Origin of the sequence: uncultured Desulfobulbus sp. (assembly GCF_963662935.2) — a bacterium.
GTDB lineage: Bacteria > Desulfobacterota > Desulfobulbia > Desulfobulbales > Desulfobulbaceae > Desulfobulbus.
The window spans coordinates 3,065,227-3,081,618 of record NZ_CAXXTL010000002.1 but is presented as its reverse complement, the minus strand read 5'-3'; the positions used below and the strand labels follow the sequence as shown (position 1 = coordinate 3,081,618).

16 protein-coding genes are annotated in these 16,392 nt (G+C 52.2%); 5 read left to right on the top strand and 11 right to left on the bottom strand.

Annotation, left to right across the window (positions count from 1 at the left end; translation table 11 throughout):
- Positions 1 to 216: 216 nt before the first annotated feature.
- The 11 genes from glyS to nrfH all read right to left on the bottom strand — a co-directional run bounded on the left by glyS (position 217) and on the right by nrfH (position 10,660).
- Positions 217 to 2,292 carry a glycine--tRNA ligase subunit beta gene (glyS, locus tag ACHZCX_RS17910; RefSeq protein WP_319588564.1) on the bottom strand — a complete coding sequence of 692 codons (2,076 nt, stop codon included), beginning with the start codon at positions 2,290 to 2,292 and terminating at the stop codon, positions 217 to 219.
- A 31-nt stretch (positions 2,293 to 2,323) separates the two neighbouring features.
- Complete coding sequence (locus ACHZCX_RS17905; protein WP_319588563.1) at positions 2,324 to 3,109, bottom strand: GTP cyclohydrolase, FolE2/MptA family; 786 nt, start codon at positions 3,107 to 3,109, stop codon at positions 2,324 to 2,326.
- Positions 3,110 to 3,175: 66 nt separating this feature from the next.
- A complete protein-coding gene (locus ACHZCX_RS17900; RefSeq protein ID WP_319588562.1) occupies positions 3,176 to 3,532 on the bottom strand; it encodes a response regulator in 357 nt (118 codons plus the stop codon).
- A 9-nt stretch (positions 3,533 to 3,541) separates the two neighbouring features.
- A complete protein-coding gene (galT, locus tag ACHZCX_RS17895; protein ID WP_319588561.1) occupies positions 3,542 to 4,540 on the bottom strand; it encodes a galactose-1-phosphate uridylyltransferase in 999 nt (332 codons plus the stop codon).
- Between the two features lie 5 nt (positions 4,541 to 4,545).
- Complete coding sequence (dksA, locus tag ACHZCX_RS17890) at positions 4,546 to 4,908, bottom strand: RNA polymerase-binding protein DksA (protein WP_319588560.1); 363 nt, start codon at positions 4,906 to 4,908, stop codon at positions 4,546 to 4,548.
- A 2-nt stretch (positions 4,909 to 4,910) separates the two neighbouring features.
- Positions 4,911 to 5,447 carry a cyclic pyranopterin monophosphate synthase MoaC gene (gene moaC / locus ACHZCX_RS17885; protein WP_319588559.1) on the bottom strand — a complete coding sequence of 179 codons (537 nt, stop codon included), beginning with the start codon at positions 5,445 to 5,447 and terminating at the stop codon, positions 4,911 to 4,913.
- Positions 5,440 to 6,597, bottom strand: coding sequence for a molecular chaperone DnaJ (gene dnaJ / locus ACHZCX_RS17880; RefSeq protein ID WP_319588558.1), 1,158 nt, complete (start codon positions 6,595 to 6,597; stop codon positions 5,440 to 5,442). Before dnaJ ends, moaC begins: the two co-directional genes overlap by 8 nt.
- Before the next feature lie 22 nt (positions 6,598 to 6,619).
- Positions 6,620 to 6,886: a DNA-directed RNA polymerase subunit omega gene (rpoZ, locus tag ACHZCX_RS17875; protein ID WP_319588557.1), complete on the bottom strand. Its 267-nt coding sequence runs from the start codon at positions 6,884 to 6,886 to the stop codon at positions 6,620 to 6,622.
- Between the two features lie 178 nt (positions 6,887 to 7,064).
- Entirely contained in the window at positions 7,065 to 8,369 is a 1,305-nt protein-coding gene (locus tag ACHZCX_RS17870) for an adenylosuccinate synthase (RefSeq protein WP_319588556.1), read from the bottom strand.
- A 255-nt stretch (positions 8,370 to 8,624) separates the two neighbouring features.
- Positions 8,625 to 10,124 carry an ammonia-forming cytochrome c nitrite reductase gene (gene nrfA, locus ACHZCX_RS17865; protein ID WP_319588555.1) on the bottom strand — a complete coding sequence of 500 codons (1,500 nt, stop codon included), beginning with the start codon at positions 10,122 to 10,124 and terminating at the stop codon, positions 8,625 to 8,627.
- Between the two features lie 23 nt (positions 10,125 to 10,147).
- Positions 10,148 to 10,660 (bottom strand): cytochrome c nitrite reductase small subunit, encoded by a 513-nt coding sequence (gene nrfH, locus ACHZCX_RS17860; RefSeq protein WP_319588554.1) that lies wholly within the window; start codon positions 10,658 to 10,660, stop codon positions 10,148 to 10,150.
- Between the two features lie 389 nt (positions 10,661 to 11,049).
- Here nrfH and ACHZCX_RS17855 point away from each other — a divergent pair, with 389 nt between their 5' ends.
- The 5 genes from ACHZCX_RS17855 (at position 11,050) to ACHZCX_RS17835 (ending at position 16,360) form a co-directional block, all read left to right on the top strand.
- On the top strand, positions 11,050 to 11,436 hold the full coding sequence (locus tag ACHZCX_RS17855) for a nitrous oxide-stimulated promoter family protein (protein WP_319588553.1): 387 nt from the start codon (positions 11,050 to 11,052) through the stop codon (positions 11,434 to 11,436).
- Positions 11,437 to 11,536: 100 nt separating this feature from the next.
- A complete protein-coding gene (tatB, locus tag ACHZCX_RS17850; RefSeq protein ID WP_319588552.1) occupies positions 11,537 to 11,992 on the top strand; it encodes a Sec-independent protein translocase protein TatB in 456 nt (151 codons plus the stop codon).
- A complete protein-coding gene (gene tatC, locus ACHZCX_RS17845) occupies positions 11,989 to 12,741 on the top strand; it encodes a twin-arginine translocase subunit TatC (RefSeq protein ID WP_319588551.1) in 753 nt (250 codons plus the stop codon). The genes tatB and tatC overlap by 4 nt, the downstream gene beginning before the upstream one ends.
- Before the next feature lie 682 nt (positions 12,742 to 13,423).
- On the top strand, positions 13,424 to 14,716 hold the full coding sequence (locus tag ACHZCX_RS17840; protein WP_319588550.1) for a hemolysin family protein: 1,293 nt from the start codon (positions 13,424 to 13,426) through the stop codon (positions 14,714 to 14,716).
- A 69-nt stretch (positions 14,717 to 14,785) separates the two neighbouring features.
- Positions 14,786 to 16,360 carry a serine hydrolase gene (locus ACHZCX_RS17835; RefSeq protein ID WP_319588549.1) on the top strand — a complete coding sequence of 525 codons (1,575 nt, stop codon included), beginning with the start codon at positions 14,786 to 14,788 and terminating at the stop codon, positions 16,358 to 16,360.
- Positions 16,361 to 16,392: the final 32 nt, after the last annotated feature.

Sequence of the window (16,392 nt, the reverse complement as noted above, 5' to 3'; positions counted from 1 at the left end):
TCCACGCTCATCCTGAAAGTGGCAAGGGTGACGGGGCTTATTTTCAAAGAGCTACCCACAAATTCTGCGGACGAGGCAAATAACCGCCCTTATTTAACAAAAACATCCAAAACGAAAACGGCTGCCCCTTAAGAGGACAGCCGTTTTCGTTACAACACCCTGCGCAACAGAACAGGTATTAATCAATCTATTGCTTTTGGTTACACCTGTCTCGTTTTACTCCACATGCATCCTGGAGATATCCCCCACTCGAAGCACCAATTCTCCCAAGGCAGTCAATAGATTCAACCGGTTGCGGCGGACCGCCTCGTCCTCGGCCATAACCATGACTTTATCAAAAAATTGATCCACGGGACCTTTCATCTCCAACAGTTCGAGCAAGGCGGAAGGGTAGGCCCGACTCTCAAGCAGCGGCAGGGCCTTATCCCGCACCTTGGTCAAGGCGGCAAACAGTTCCTTTTCAGCCGGTTCGGTCAGCAAGGCCGGGTTAACCACAGTTTCCTTGTTTTCCTTAATGATGTTGCGAATACGCTTAAATGAACCGGCCAACACCCGGAAGCTTTCCTGGCCCCGAATTTGGTTCAAGGCCTCGATCCGTGCCAAGCAGTCGACCGGATCGTCAAAGTCGACGGAGGTAGCCGCCTCTACCAATTCCTGGGGAAGGCCAGAGGCCATCTGTTCATTTTCGAAACGAAGTCGAATAAAAGCCACTACATCGGCGGCAACCTCTGTTTGCTGATTGAGTTTTTCGGCATACCCGGCAAGAGCGGCGGTGGCGGTTTCCATCAAGGAAAGGGAGATGTTCAGCCCACGAATGATACTGATCAAACCGATGGCCTGCCGTCTCAGGCCAAAAGCATCCTTGTTGCCCGTGGGCTTCTCGCCGATAGCAAAACAGCCCACCAGGGTGTCCATACGATCGGCTATGCCGACCAAGCCGCCGAGCAGTGACTGCGGCACCTCTCCGTTCGCCCGGAGTGGCAGATAATGTTCCTCGATGGCCTGGGCAACGGCAGGTTTTTCCCCATCATGAAGAGCATAGACCCGCCCCATGATGCCTTGCAACGAAGGAAACTCTCCCACCATGGCGGTTAAAAGATCAGCCTTGGCTAATTGGGCGGCACGGATGACGTCCTCGCGCAGTTCTGGGGCGATGCGAGCGGCCAACCTGCCGGCAAGACTGCTGATTCTTTCGCTCTTGGCCTGCATGGTGCCCAACTTATTCTGAAAGACGATCCCAAGCAGTTCCGGGCAACGATCGGCCAGCGGTCGTTTACGATCTTCCTTGAAAAAGAATAACCCGTCCTCAAGACGCGCCCGCAACACCCGCTCGTGACCGTTAGCGGCCAGGGTCTGATCTTCGACCCTGGTGTTGTTGACTGCCACAAAGAGCGGCAGCAGCTTCCCATCCACCCCAACGACCGGAAAATATTTCTGATGCTCGCGCATCGAGGTGACCAGGGCTTCTTCTGGTATTTGCAAAAATTTCTGGTCAAAATGGCCACAGATGCCGTAGGGATATTCCACCAGGTTGGTTACCGTATCGAGCAACCCTTCGTGGAGAACCGGCTGCGCTCCGGGAGTATCGACCCCCATGTTGACCGCTCGTTTCACCTCTTCGACCACTTTGGCCTTACGCTCTATGGGATTGGCGATAACGAACCGGCCCGCTAGACCGCTGAGGTACGAATCTATCCCCGTGACCGAAAAGCTGGCCGGAGCCAGAAACCGGTGACCGCGGGTAGTGCCGCCGCTGTCCAACCCCTCGAGAGTGAGGGGGATCACCGCGCCGTCATACAAGGCGAGCAACCATTGAATAGGACGGGCAAAGGTCATATTGTAATCAGCCCAGCGCATCGATTTGGGGAACACCAGTTCGCGGACAAGCGATTCCAGTACGGCGGGCAGGAGAACAGAGGTTTCCTGCCCCTTGACATCCTCCACCACCATCAGATACTCCCCCCTGGCAGTGGTGACCACGTGGATCTGTTCCGGCTCAAAACCACGCGATCGAGCAAAACCGACAGCTGCCTTGGTCAGCTTACCTTCACCGTCAAAGCCCGCCTTTTTCGAGGGACCGATGTGCTCCTGACGACAGTCCGCCTGTCGGGACTGCAATCCATCAATGGCCAGAGTCAGACGCCTAGGGGTGCCGAAGGTCCGAATCGATTCAAAGGCAAGCTCCAAAGATCGCAGTTTCTTAGCAGCATCGGCTGCCAAAGCTTCCAGGGCCGGTTGTATGTAACCGGCTGGAATTTCTTCTGTTCCGATTTCAAAGAGAAGTTCACTCATTGCAGTCCGCTCTTGTTGGATTGATTGAACATTATGAAGGGAAAAACACCCGGTTTCCCTTAGTCCGGCAAGAAATATGGTCTTCCCCCGAACCATCTGTCGGATCCGATACAGGTTCAGGCCACTCGGTCGAGGCAAATGTTGAATACCCGCTGGCAATATTTTTCACAACAACTTTGTACCAATGAAAAGAGCCATTTATTTGCAGGGCTGCACTGATCCGGCGGCACATGGATTCCACGGTTTCAGCCTGGGCTGTTTGCGGGGCCGCACCACGTTCAATGAGACCGATCAGATCCTCGATCCAGAGAAAGCGCTTCATGCGAACGGCAACGGTGATCTCACCCCAGAGACCCGAGGAAATAACTGTAGCCGGCAAGCCTATTGGGCTTGGTAACGCCACCGGAATATCGACCTCGACGACAAGATCAAAAACTTGAGAGAGCGTACCATGCAAACGGCAATCATATCGCTCCATCCAGGGGGTGCGATCCGGTTGTTCGCTTTTAAGGAAATAAGGAAATTCGATCTCCAAGTGAGCAGCCTCGGCCTCCAGGCGCACCTTCATCTCCTCAAGAATGAGATGAAAAGTTTTCAGGTTGAATTGGCCGTGAAACCGATTGAGAATCTCGACAAACCGGCTCATATGGGTCCCCTTGAACCGGTGCGGCAGATTGACATACATATTCATCCGGGCCAAAGTCTGCTGGGTTTTACTCTCCTTATCGAGAACAATAATCGGGTAGGTGATGGATTTGACGCCCACCTTACGAATATTGATGCGCCGGGTGTCGTGGAGATTCTGGATATCTTTCATGCGGGGAGCGGCGCAGTGCCCTGGCAAGGGCTATCGCGGGGGCTGTAGAGACAAAGAGCCAATCAATCAGAGGAGATACTTACGGACAGTGGCCTTAAGCTCGTCCATATTGGCCGACTTAACCACATAGGCCTCGGAGGCCCAACTGCCAAAATCCTGTTTGTATTCCTGGTACGCCGAACTGAGAATGATGGGCAGATGAGCGCGAAATTCCTTCATCTGGCGCAACACTTCAATGCCGTTCATTCCCGGCATATTGATGTCCAGGATGACCAGATCGGGCGGGTTTTCCCGGAATTTAGCCAGGGCCTCGACACCATTGTAGGCCGAATCCACAACATAGCCTTCTTCCTCGAATTCCTCCCGATAGAGCAGTTGGATGCTCTCCTCGTCATCAACCAGCAAAATACGATTTTTTTTCATGGCGGCCTCCTACAGTTTTACCTCACGGAGGTATCGGCAGGTCTCCTCCGGCGGCATGGGATTGATGTAGAATCCGGTTCCCCATTCAAATCCGGCAATCGAGGTCAGCTTGGGAACGATCTCAAAGTGCCAGTGATAATGATCCAACGGACCGGAACGCAGAGGTTGAGTGTGCAGCACGAAATTGTAGGGAGCATGAGGAATACAGGTGTCGAGTCGCCGCAGGGTCTCCGAGAAGAGCTCAGCCAGGGAGATCAGGGAGGCGTCATCCTGCTCGATGTAGGAAGAATTATGTTGTTTGGGCATTACCCACATCTCAAACGGTGAGCGCGGGGCAAAGGGCGCGAGGGTGACAAAATGGTCGTTTTCACAAACCAAGCGGACTTTTTGTTGGATCTCCTGCCGGATGATGTCGCAAAAAATGCACCTGTCCTTGTATTTATAATAGGAGAGGCTGCCCTCAAGTTCGGAAGTAATCATCCGGGGCAGGATCGGCAGGGCCACCAACTGGGAATGCGAATGCTCAAGCGAAGCTCCCGCAGCCTTGCCAAAATTTTTAAAGACCACAACGTAATTGAAGCGGTAATCCTTGGCCAGGTCGCGAATACGATCGCGAAAGGCCTGAAAGGTGAGGAGCATGTCATGTGGCGCCAGATGGGAAAACCGGTCCTGATGATTAGGGCTTTCGATAATCACCTCGTGGGCGCCGATGCCATTCATCCGGTCATAGAGACCTTCTCCCTGCTTATCGAGGTTGCCTTCAATAATCAGGGCGGGATATTTATTGGGAACAACCCGAAGTTTCCAGCCGGGGGTGTTGGGGTAGCCCCAATCCCGGCCGTAGACCAGCACTTCGTCCGGGGTGGTTTTCTCATTGCCTGGGCAGAGAGGGCAGAACCCTCCCTTCACCTTGTACTCTTCCACCAAAAAATCAGTGGGCCGTTTGCCCCGTTCCTGGGCAATAATAATCCAGCGTCCGAGGATCGGATCTTTTCGTAATTCAGGCATACAACCTATCGCCCCTGTTCTTTTTCGCGCTGTTCCTGACGGGACTTGCAATCAATGCAATATTTCGCCACCGGACGGGCTCGAAGCCTTTTTATCGCGATATCGCATCCGCATCCGGCACAGATACCAAAGGTTCCGTCGTCAATCCGTGCTAACGCCTCTTCGACCTTGTCCATTAGTTTGCGCTCCCTGCCGCGGATGCGCAACTCGAAGCTGCGGTCAGACTCCATGCTGGCTCGATCGTTAGGATCGGGTATATTGCCAACATGGCTCGTCATCTCGTTCAAGGTCTGCTCGACATCAATGTTGATCTCGGCCTTCATTCCTTCAAGCTGCTCTTTGAAACGCAGCAAATCCTGTTCATCCATGATTATTCTCCAGCAAGGTGGTTCTCATGATTTGCCTCAGTCGAGCATGAGGCCGTCGGTCTGACAAACAATCCGCTCTTGCCGCCGCTTTTGCGCAGAAGACGGATGTTCGAAATCACCATGGTTTTATCAACGGCCTTGCACATGTCATAGACAGTAAGTGCCGCCGTCGAAACCGCTGTCAATGCCTCCATCTCTACCCCGGTCCGGCCGGTTATCGAGACCGTCGCCTCAATTTCGATGGTGCACTGCACATCATTGAACGAAAAGGCGATATCCGCACCGGCGATCGCCAGAGGATGGCACAGGGGAATCAATTGGTCCACTTTTTTTGCCGCCATAATGCCAGCTATCCTCGCCACACCCAGGACATCGCCTTTCTTGACTGTGCCTTGGCGGATCATGTCGTATGCCTGCCGCGACATGGTGATCGATCCGGCCGCTGTCGCTTGCCGGACTGTCTCACCCTTTTCGCTGACATTCACCATGCGGGCGTGACCGCTGGCGTCAAAATGGGTGAACTGCCCTTCCTCAGCCATTGGCTACCTTTTCCTGATCTTCGCTCTTTTTCTTTTGTTTGCCAAGATGTCCATGGAACAGGCGGGCGAAGAAGCCTTCTTCCTCATGTTCCTTATCCAATGCCTCGAACTCACGGAGGAGTTCTTTTTGGTCCTTGGTCAATTTGGTGGGTGTTTGCACCTGCACTTCGACCACCATGTCGCCCTTACTGCCACCTCGCAGACTGGGCACACCTTCCCCTCGCAGGGTGAAACGTTCGCCGGACTGGGCACCAGCGGGAATCTTTAATTTTGCGGTGTCATGAATCGTGGGTACATCCGCCTCGCAACCAAGGGCGGCTCGCACCATCGACACCGGCAACCGAAGGTAGATGGTCTGGCCATCCCGCTGAAAATGTTCATGCTCATCGACATGAATGACCACATAGAGGTCACCAGAAGGCCCCCCCCGGCGGCCGCCCTCACCCTCGCCCGAGAGCCGCATCCGAGAACCGGTGTCAACACCGGCCGGGATACGGATACTAACTTTTTTGCTGCGGCTGATCAAACCTTCGCCATGACAATCGGTGCAGGGATCGGTGATCACTTGACCAGCGCCGTTACATCGTGGACAGGTGGTGCTTACCTGAAAAAAACCCTGGGAACGGATCACTTGACCACGCCCATGGCAGGTTGGACAGGTCTCGGGTTTGTTCCCCGGCCTGGCGCCCGAGCCTTCGCAGGTCCAGCAGGTTTCCTTTTTGGTAATTTCGACCTGGCGATTGATACCATGCACCGCTTCCATAAAGGAAATCTTAATGTCGTAACGCAGGTCTTCTCCCGGTACTGGTCCGTTGGGGTCGCGTCGCCTACCTCGGCCACCGCCGCCAAAACCAAAAAGATCGCCGAATAAATCGTTGATGTGCGAAAAAATATCTTCACTGTTGCCCGGGCCGCTGTAGCCGCTGTTGCGCAACCCTTCCTTGCCGTACGCATCGTAAATCTGCCGCTTTTGCAGATCACTCAGCACTTCATAGGCTTCGGCGGCCTCTTTGAATTTTTCTTCAGCCGCAGCATCCCCCTGATTGCGGTCGGGGTGATGCTTCATGGCCTGTTTCCGGTAGGCCTTTTTGATAGCTTCGGCCGAAGCGTCCTTATGGACGCCGAGAATTTCGTAGTAGCTTTTGCTCATGGTCGTTTTCAATCTGCTGATGCTATTCTTCAACTCCGTTGTCGTCGACGGTCGGTTCTGTTACCTTTTCCGCCTTGCGCTGCTTGGGGAGTTCAAAAATGTTGTCAAAGGTGACCTTGCCCGCAGCAATCTCCCGCAGCGTCATGACAATCTCCTTGTTTTTGCCTGATACGAGAAAGGGTTCCCCCTTCCGGTGCTGACGAATGCGTTCAACCGCCAGATGAATGAGAGAAAAACGGTTGTCATCACCTACTTTTTCCAGGCAATCTTCTACTGTGATACGAGCCATGTTGTTTGCCTCCATGGAATAAAAATCCCGGAGCAAGCTACCTCCGGGAGTGTGGAACAATCTCTACCAGTCATTCGCCTGTACAAGATAAACAAAAAGAAACGGCGATACACTAAGTTGTTCAGTAATAATCATTATATGGGCCATGGCAAGATCAACTGCCAACGGCCATGCGGTTTTACCCGGCAAAGGGGTTACGGAGCAGAAGGGTTTCCTCGCGGTCAGGACCGACAGAAATGATTGCAGGTGCCACACCGGTTAAATCCTCAAGCCGCTTGAGATAGGATTTGGCTTGCTCGGGCAGTTCCTCATAGGAACGGATTCCGGAAAGCTCGGTTTCCCAGCCATCGACCTCCTGGTAAACAGGCTCCGCCAGTCGTGCCTTACGGATGTTGTCAGGCATATAGTCATACTGTACGCCCTCAACCTGATAGCTGGTGGCAATTTTCAACTTCCGCAGTCCGGAGAGCACATCGAGCTTGGTCACGGCAAATCCGGTCAACCCGTTCAAACGTACGGCATCGTTGGCAACCACACCATCAAACCAACCGCAGCGGCGGCGACGACCGGTCGTTGCACCGTACTCATGGCCTTTCTGCTGCAGGGCATCGCCGATGACGTCGCCTTCCGGTAACTCTGTGGGAAAGGGGCCTTCGCCGACCCGGGTGGTGTAGGCCTTGAGGATACCGATCACCTCGTGGATATGATTGGGTCCAAATCCCGACCCTATGCAGGCGTTGCCGGCTATGGTGTTCGATGAGGTGACAAAGGGATAGGTGCCGTGATCAATATCAAGGTGTGTGCCCTGAGCACCTTCAAAGAGAATGTTTTTCCCCTTTTTCCGGGCTTGATCCAGCACCACCGATACATTACCGATGAAGGGTGCCAACTGTTCGGCAAATGCCTCAAATTGGCTGACGATTGCAGCAAAATCTACTGGGTCCGCCCCAAACTGCCGGGTAAGAAAAAAATTCTTTTCTTCCACCGCTGCCTGGAGTTTATCCCGAAACAAGCTCATATCGAGCAGGTCGCCGACCTTCATGCCAACGCGCCCGACTTTATCCATATAACAGGGGCCAATGCCACGGCCGGTCGTGCCGATCTTCTTTTCTTTAGCTAGGGCATTCTCGCGGGCAATATCCAAACTCTGGTGATACGGCATGATCAAATGGGCGTTACTGCTGATCAGAAGTCGCTTCGGAGCAACGACAAAGCCCTTCTCGGCTAGACCGGCTATTTCCTTCAAGAGAACGCCGGGATCAATAATTACACCATTGCCGATCACACAGATTTTATCTTCATACAAAATGCCGGAAGGGATGATATGGAAGATGTATTTCTTTCCATCCACAACCAGCGTATGGCCAGCATTATTTCCACCTTGGAAGCGGACAACATAATCCGCATACCGGGTCAGGAGATCAACGATTTTCCCTTTACCTTCATCACCCCATTGGGTGCCGACCACCACGACACTGGCCATGTTCTCTCCAAGAATTGAATAGGTGAAACAGGCGACTTTCCCGATTTTTATACACTGCAAGAGCAGCATGCCTGTACCAAACCTTGCTAATCTAGCAGAATTATCCAGAAAAGTCAAACGGGAGAAAAACCAGCCATTTTTAACAAAAAACAAGCTATTCCGATGAAATAATGAGGAGAGCAACAGACACTTCCGGTTCCACCCATGGAAAAATGGGCAGAACCGGAAGGTGCGGGACAAAAAAGATGGGGAAAATCAGTTATACGAAGTTTTCAGCACCATATCCTTTCTGGATTCGGGATCATACAGGCCTTTTGCCTCGGAATTCTTGAACCACTCCTGCTTCAACGTGTTGAGGAAGGTCTTTTTCTCTTCGACCAGTTTGCCGTAATCCATACCGATAATCGCCTGCGCTTTTTCCTTGGTCGAAAAATCAGCGGCAACAAAATCAGCGGCCTTGTACTTGGCCAGAACGATACGCAACTTCACACGAGCCTCCTGCCCTTTGTTAATAGCACCACCTAATGTCCGAAGAATCTCCTCCGGAGCATGAAAAAAGGCGCCGTGACCAGCAACAGCGTAATCCCAGCGCCATTGCCCATGGCGGATATCCTGCAACGCTGGTTTCATCTCTTCCTCGGTCGCTCCAGCGCTCCAGGCCTTGGCAGCTTCCAGATGAGCTTTGGCAAGGATATCCGTAGCCAGCTTGGCCAACTCATTCTTGCGAGCCAACTTTCTCTCTACAGTCTCACGAAACTCTTTTTCCGTTCCTTTATGGCAATTCAGACAGGTATTGGCAATATTATCCAGCGGACTACCGACCTTGTGGCTTGAATATTTGACACCTCCTTCCCGGACATAGGGCATGTGGCAATCGGCACAGGCCAACCCGTTCCTGGCGTGCACGCCGGTAACAAAGGTCTCGTAATCAGGATGTTGAGCCTTGAGCATCGGCGTCTTGCTCAGCTGGTGCGTCCAATCGGAAAAATTTATCTCATCGTAATACTCTTCCATTTTTTCGGCCGACAACCCCTTGCCCCAGGGGAAGGTGACCACCATGGCCGTTTTCTTCTCCCCCTTGTCTTCCCACTCGGTCTTTTTGAAATAATACTCAGCATGGCATTGGGCGCAAACCAGCGAACGCATATCCTGATGGGTGATGTCGGCGACCTTCAGGCGCCCCTCAGCTTCGAGCCCACGCTTGAGATACTCTCTGGTCAGGGTCAGCTTCATGGTCTTACTGTCGTGGCAATCGGCGCAACCGATAGGGTTAACCACCTCATCGCCGTATTTGGCCCATTTGCCGGTGAAAAATTCCATCTCGCCATCCCGCTTGATCAACCGGGGCACATCGGGCGACTTACAGGTCCAGCAGGCAGTCGGCAGGGGCCCGGTCTTGTTGTCGACCGGGGCACCGGTACGCAGGGTGTTGATATTATCCTCGAGCATGTAGTAATGACCGCGAGGCTTGTTATAATCCTTAGAAAAAGCATATCCACCCCACATAACCAAGAGAGCGGGATCCTGCTTCAATACATCAGCTATCTCATCGCTCTTTCTGGTTTGCATATAGGTGTCGTACTGACGCGGATAATGCTTGCCCCATTCCGAGGAGCGGGTCTCGCCCTCTTTAATGGTTGGAACCGCGCCAATGGCCTGCTGCTCAGCCTTGTTCTCCTTGATGGAGAGAGTCAGCAACACCATCGGCACAGTGACAAGCACACAAAGAGCGAAGACAATAGATGATTTTTTCATGAACATTCTCCTGGTTGAAATCCTTATAATACCTTGACCGAAAAAGTATTCTGTGTTGCCGTCAGATTGCGCATGGTCCCATGGGGCAGCCCCCGATGACATTCCCAGCATCGACGCCCCATCTGGACACCGCTGTCGGCAACCTTTTCGTAGAGGCTACTGTTGGTCAGCATCTGCGAGACGTTCTCCCGGTGGCAGGAGATGCAATTGTCCTGAATTCTCCTGGCAGCATCACTGCTGATGCGAAGATTGTACCCGTAGGTTTTGAAGGTCATGGCAACGGAATGGTTATAGCCGTCCCGTGCCTTGGCCAGCATCTTCTTGACAAAGGAATCGCGCGGCAAATGGCAATCAACGCAGGTTGCTCGGGCCCGATGGGAACTGTGCTGCCAAGTCTCATAATGGGTAATCATGGTGTGGCAATTGATGCAGGCCTTGGGATCGCTCGATAGGTAGGAGAGCATCTTGGATTCATGCACCAGATTGGCAAAAACGCCCAGAACCACCGCAACGGACAATATCGCTATATATTTCATAGTCGGACCTGTTTTCCCGCGCAACTTTTCAGGTTGTTGGATTGTTCATGGTTCAATACAGGATAGCCCCGTGCCTCTAGTCTCATCTCTTTCATACGCCTTTTTACCTCGCCGGTTGGGTACGTTGCACCCCCAGAGGATGCAAACTGAAAGTGATTTTAACCTCTTACAACCTTCGAACCCCCGCAAACATGTACTTCATAAGCAAACAACATACCATGCAAAACAATGAGGCAAATTCAGCACCATGCCAAGCGGCATCGCCCAAAACTGCTACCATTTGGTAGCGGAATACACCAGAAGCCGCTACCATTCGGTAACACCTCCCCCAAAGGCCTCTCCAGAACATCGTATCATTTGCGGTGCCTCATGCTCGCAACAATGGTACATTGCGACAAAAGTTAACCAACCATCCAGTCATCACCTTATCCCTGCCCATGCCACACCCTTTCTCCTCTCGACGCCTGCAGCGTGAATCCCAGACCGTGGAGGCTATGATCCACCGCTTCTGCCGGGATCACCATGGCGGCAAGGCCACTCCATGCGAGGAATGCCGAGAACTCCTGGCCTACGCCCGTAAACGGTTGCACCATTGTCCTTTCCAGGAACACAAAACCACCTGCGGCAAATGCCCAGTCCACTGTTATACACCTGGGAAACGGGATCATATCAGGGCGGTGATGCGCTATGCCGGGCCGCGCATGTTCCTTACCCACCCTATCCTGGCCATTTTGCACCTGATCGACGGTCTACGCAAGCCGCGCCCCAAGGTTTGAGCCGCCGCCCGCTTGACACCTCCCACCAAATCCCGTAGAGTTGCTGTCTTGCAACGGCTTGACAGCCTCCCTTCCTCCAACCTCCGCCCGGTATTTGCCCATGTTTGGAATCGGCCTCCCGGAAATGATTGTCATCTTTGCCGTCGCCCTGATTGTTGTTGGCCCGGACAAACTTCCCGGCCTGGCCCGATCGCTTGCCAAGGGGTTGATGGAGATGAAAAAAACTCTGAACCAGGTCAAGGAGAATTTGACCCAGGAGGGCGAAGCTCTTGATTCAGTGCAACAAGACCTCCGCAAAACAGCCGACGAACTCCGGGAGAAAATGATTGATGTTGATCCTTCGGTTTGGCACCCAGCCTCCGGTCCAGTGACAAAAAATGACGAAGAAAACATCATTGACGTCGAACCGGAAGCCCTTGCCGACGAAGCTGAAATAAACGCCCGTTCCACTCCCCCAACCGGAACCGTTGATCCGGACCAAGCAACCGAAGCCCCGCAGCCCACCGAGGCTTCTGTCACCGAGCAAGTGCTCGAAATCCACGATAAAACCAAATGATCGAGGCCCTGGCACACCTCAGGCCTCACCATGAGGAGCTGCGTAAACGTCTGATCCGTTGCTGTCTGGTGCTTGTCCTCACCAGCACAGTTGCCTACCTGTTCAAAGATCAGCTTGCCGCCTGGTGCATGCAACCGTTGTACGTGGCCTATCCGCAACTGGGCAAACTGGTCTACACTAAGCTGACCGAGGCTTTTATCAGCTACCTCACGCTCTCCCTGCTGGTGGGTCTGGCTGCCGCCTTGCCCTTTGTTCTCTATCAGATCTGGCTCTTCGTCTCGCCGGGGCTCCTCGACAGCGAGAAAAGGATGGTCCGCACCGTTCTTCTCTGGGCGACTTTGCTCTTTGCCAGCGGTGCTCTGTTTGCCTTTTTCATTGTCCTGCCGAAAATGCTTCACTATTTCATGAGTTACGCCTCGCCCACCCTGCAACCGATGCTCAAACTCGACCTCTACCTGACGTTCACCGGACGCATGGTCCTGGCCTTCGGCATTGCCTTTGAAATACCTTTTCTCATGGTGATGGCGATCCGCACCAGCCTGATTCAGGGCGATCATTTCCGCCAAAAAAGGGCCTATTTTTACATTGCCATCGTCGTCCTATCCTTTCTCCTGACAACCGGTGAGTTGACAGCCACCACCCTGCTCTCATTGCCCCTTTTCGCCCTATACGAAGCCGGTATCATTGCCGGTCGCGTTTTTGGCGGCAAGAAAACGAAGCAGACAACCGGCGATTCATCCTCAGGTTAAAAAAACGCACGCTCACCCTATCGCCCCCCTGAACAGTCCGCCCCCTTGGCAATGGTATCGACGAGAAACGGCAGCCCCGGTCACGAGGCACCTTGATCGGCAACGCGTCAAACTCTTCTTGTAGGCTCTTGGCGGACTGGCCGTTGCGGTTGTTTCCACTCTGAACGGTGGTAAACTCGCAAAAAGGACAGATTCTCCGTTTTTTTCGTTTCGAATTTAGAGATAAATATCTAGAATTATCATGACATCTCCATTATCCGTGCTCGTAAAAATGACAGAAATGGACTTTTAACGAAACCATCAACGGTAAGGCTTCTATTTTTTTGGTGGCCAAAATGAGAAGGTATTTCCGACTGGAAATGTCCGCTCAAACAGGCCCCAAGGGAAATGTTGAAACAACCCGTTTTCCCCAATCAATACTTCGAGTTCCAGACACTTGCCATCGGCTGCAAACGATTCAGCAGTTCTTTTGCAAGAGCCCTTACGCTCCTTGCCAGAGGAATTATTCGTTGTATTCACCTTTGGCCATTTGCACCCACCATGCACACCTCTTCTTCTCATCACAGAGGATAAATGGTAATTTGAGCAGAATAGGTTTTCCAAGTACAGTGCCCTGGAGAACCGGCAAATATGCTTCATCTCGCCCACCTTCTTCAAATATATCAATAGGATTGGAGAGTACATGGATTTAGCTGTGCTTGTATTGCTCATTTTACTCAATGGCATTTTCGCCATGTCAGAAATAGCGGTGATCTCTTCCAGGGATACCCGCCTGCAAAAAATGGCAAACGACGGCAAACGAGGGGCTAACTCGGCATTGAATCTCAAAAAAAATCCATCCGTATTTCTCTCCACCATTCAAGTCGGTATTACCATGGTCGGCATCTTGAGCGGTGCCATCGGAGAAAATGCCTTAGCCGACCCCCTCACCGCCTGGCTTGAGACTTTGCCCTTCGTGCAAACGTATGCCAAACCCCTAGCTCTTGCTGTGGTGGTCATCGCCTTGACCTATTTTTCTGTCGTCGTCGGCGAATTGGTCCCGAAACACCTGGGATTGTTGGAGCCTGAAAAAGTGGCCTCTTTAGTTGCCCGTCCGATGAAGATGCTGGCTCGGGTGGCGAAACCATTGGTGTGGTTCTTTTCAGCGTCATCGAGTTTGCTCCTGCAATTGGCAGGTGCCAACAAGAGAGAGACATCTTCCGTCACCAATGAGGAGATCAAACTCTTAATGGAACAGGGGGCGGAGGCCGGAGTTTTTCATGAAAGCGAGCAAGTCCTCGTCTCCAACGTGCTCCGCCTGGATGAGCAGCCAGTAGTGGCGATAATGACGCATCGCCAAGATATTCATGTGCTCGATCTCAACAGACCAGAACCGGAAATTCGTGAATACCTGGCCACCTGTCCATTTTCCCGAATTATAGTCTGCCGTGGCGGGTTGGAAGAGGTAGCGGGACTCTTGCGGACCGCAGACCTGCTGCAAACCGCTCTTGCCTGTGAGCCACTGGCGATTGAAAAACATCTTCGCAAACCGCTGTATGTGCCTGAATATGTGACCACGACACAGTTGCTTGAGAAATTTCGCAAAGAATATCTGCAATGTGCCCTCATTATTGATGAATACGGCGACATACAAGGCATCGTCACCCTTACCGACGTCCTGACCGCCATTGTCGGTGCAGTGCCCTCCTCCAGTCTGTCCGAAGATCAAGAATTCATCCGACGAGAAGATGGCTCATGGCTTGTCGACGGCGGTGTTGCAATCGAACGGGTAAAATTGATGCTTGAGATCAAGCAGGATCTTTCCGGTGAAAAAAGTCACACGTTCCATACCTTGGGAGGATATATCATCCACATGTTGGGTTGTATCCCCAAGGAGGCGGCTCATTTTGAGGAACATGGGTATCGTTTTGAGGTTGTCGACATGGATAGAAATCGTATTGATAAAATATTGATATCTCGCACGATTTTTCCATAACGGGCAGAAAGAGGCTGGATTGGTCAGAATACAGTCAACAATTATTTCAACCATACGGCATGCATTGCAGTGAACTTATTTAAATTCATCCAGATAGGTATTCATCTTCTCCTTCTCCAGGCGACACTTGCCGGCGCAGCCCAATCGCCGCGTTATGATGTTGCGTACACGTGGGACGCAGATATCCAGCAGGTCCTCGATTACCGGAAAAAGCTGCCGGCTCTTCTTGGGCTGACCATCGACAAACAACTGAAGATTGTCGGGCGTGGCCAAGAATATGGGGTTGTTTACATGATGAACGGGACGCTGGGGCAGGCGAAGGAGACTGCCGAAGAGCACACTCAAAAACTCCGACGAGCAGGTCTTCAACCGGCACAACCCACAAAAAACAGTGGCGACCAGAGTCTCTACAATGTCAGCTACACTATGGGGCCGGACCTTGCAATCCTTCATCAGGATTACGCCACCATCAAAAGCTCTCTCGGCGCACAGGTCAGCGCTCATTTATCTATCGAAAAAAATGATTCACGCAATTTTTCGATCGTTTACCGTTGTTGGGCGAGCAAATCTGCAGCGCTCCGGTTTGCCAAGCAGCACGGAACCATGCTGAAGAAAAAGAAAATTTCCGCGTCGATCATACCTGCCGCCGATCGACCAATTGTCCCCGCCGGTCCTGGCCTCCTCAAGGAAACACGCAGAGTGCCTGACCAGCAAGGTTCCCGGACTGTTCAATCCCAGGCCATTTTTCAGCACACGACAAATAAGAAAACAACCGCGCTACAATTTGGCATCACCAGCAACCAGCTCAGCACGAGAACAACGGAGCATAACCCATCCAATTTACAAGCCATTTCCCCCGGAACCCCGGCAGGATTAAACAGCAGGATGGATGTCTTTCTCCAGGATCAGAAAAAGAAAGGCAGAATACAACAACAAGAAAGGACAGCCTGGGTGGTCTATGACCTCACCAATAACAACTATTTGCTCAGCATTAATTCGAATCGCTCGTTTCAAGCGGCAAGCATGATCAAACCCTTTGTTGCCCTGGCTTTTTTTCATCAAGTAGAAAAAGGGAAATTGGCCTACACCCCGCAACATCGCCACTTGATGGAGGCCATGATCCAGCAGAGCAATAATGCGGCGACCAATTGGTTTATCCGGCAAGTCGGAGGACCGGCTCGATGCGAGGCCATTTTAAAAAGAGAGTACAATCAGATTTTTAAGCAGGTCAAAGTGACGGAATACATCCCTCCAGGCGGGCGCACCTATCAAAACAGCGCTCAGCCATCAGAGTACATTCAATTTCTCAAAGCTCTCTGGAATAATCAATTGCCGTCTTCCAACGAAATGCTTCGATTGATGTCTCTTCCGGGACGTGATCGGATTTTTTATGGCACAGACGTGCCTAATGGCACTTTAGTCTACAATAAAACGGGGACGACGGCGCATCTCTGCGGCGACATGGGCATCCTGGCGCCACGGGACAAGAACGGCGAAAGGATACCCTATGCCATCGTCGGAATTGTCGAACGTCCTTCATCACCAGCAGATTATAAGCAATGGATGCATACCAGCGGCGGGGTAATCCGTGATTTTTCAACGTTAGTTTATGAGGAAATGAAACGGAAGCATAACCTTCTCTGAGTCGCTTGCGGGAGCCCCGAACCCCGATACCA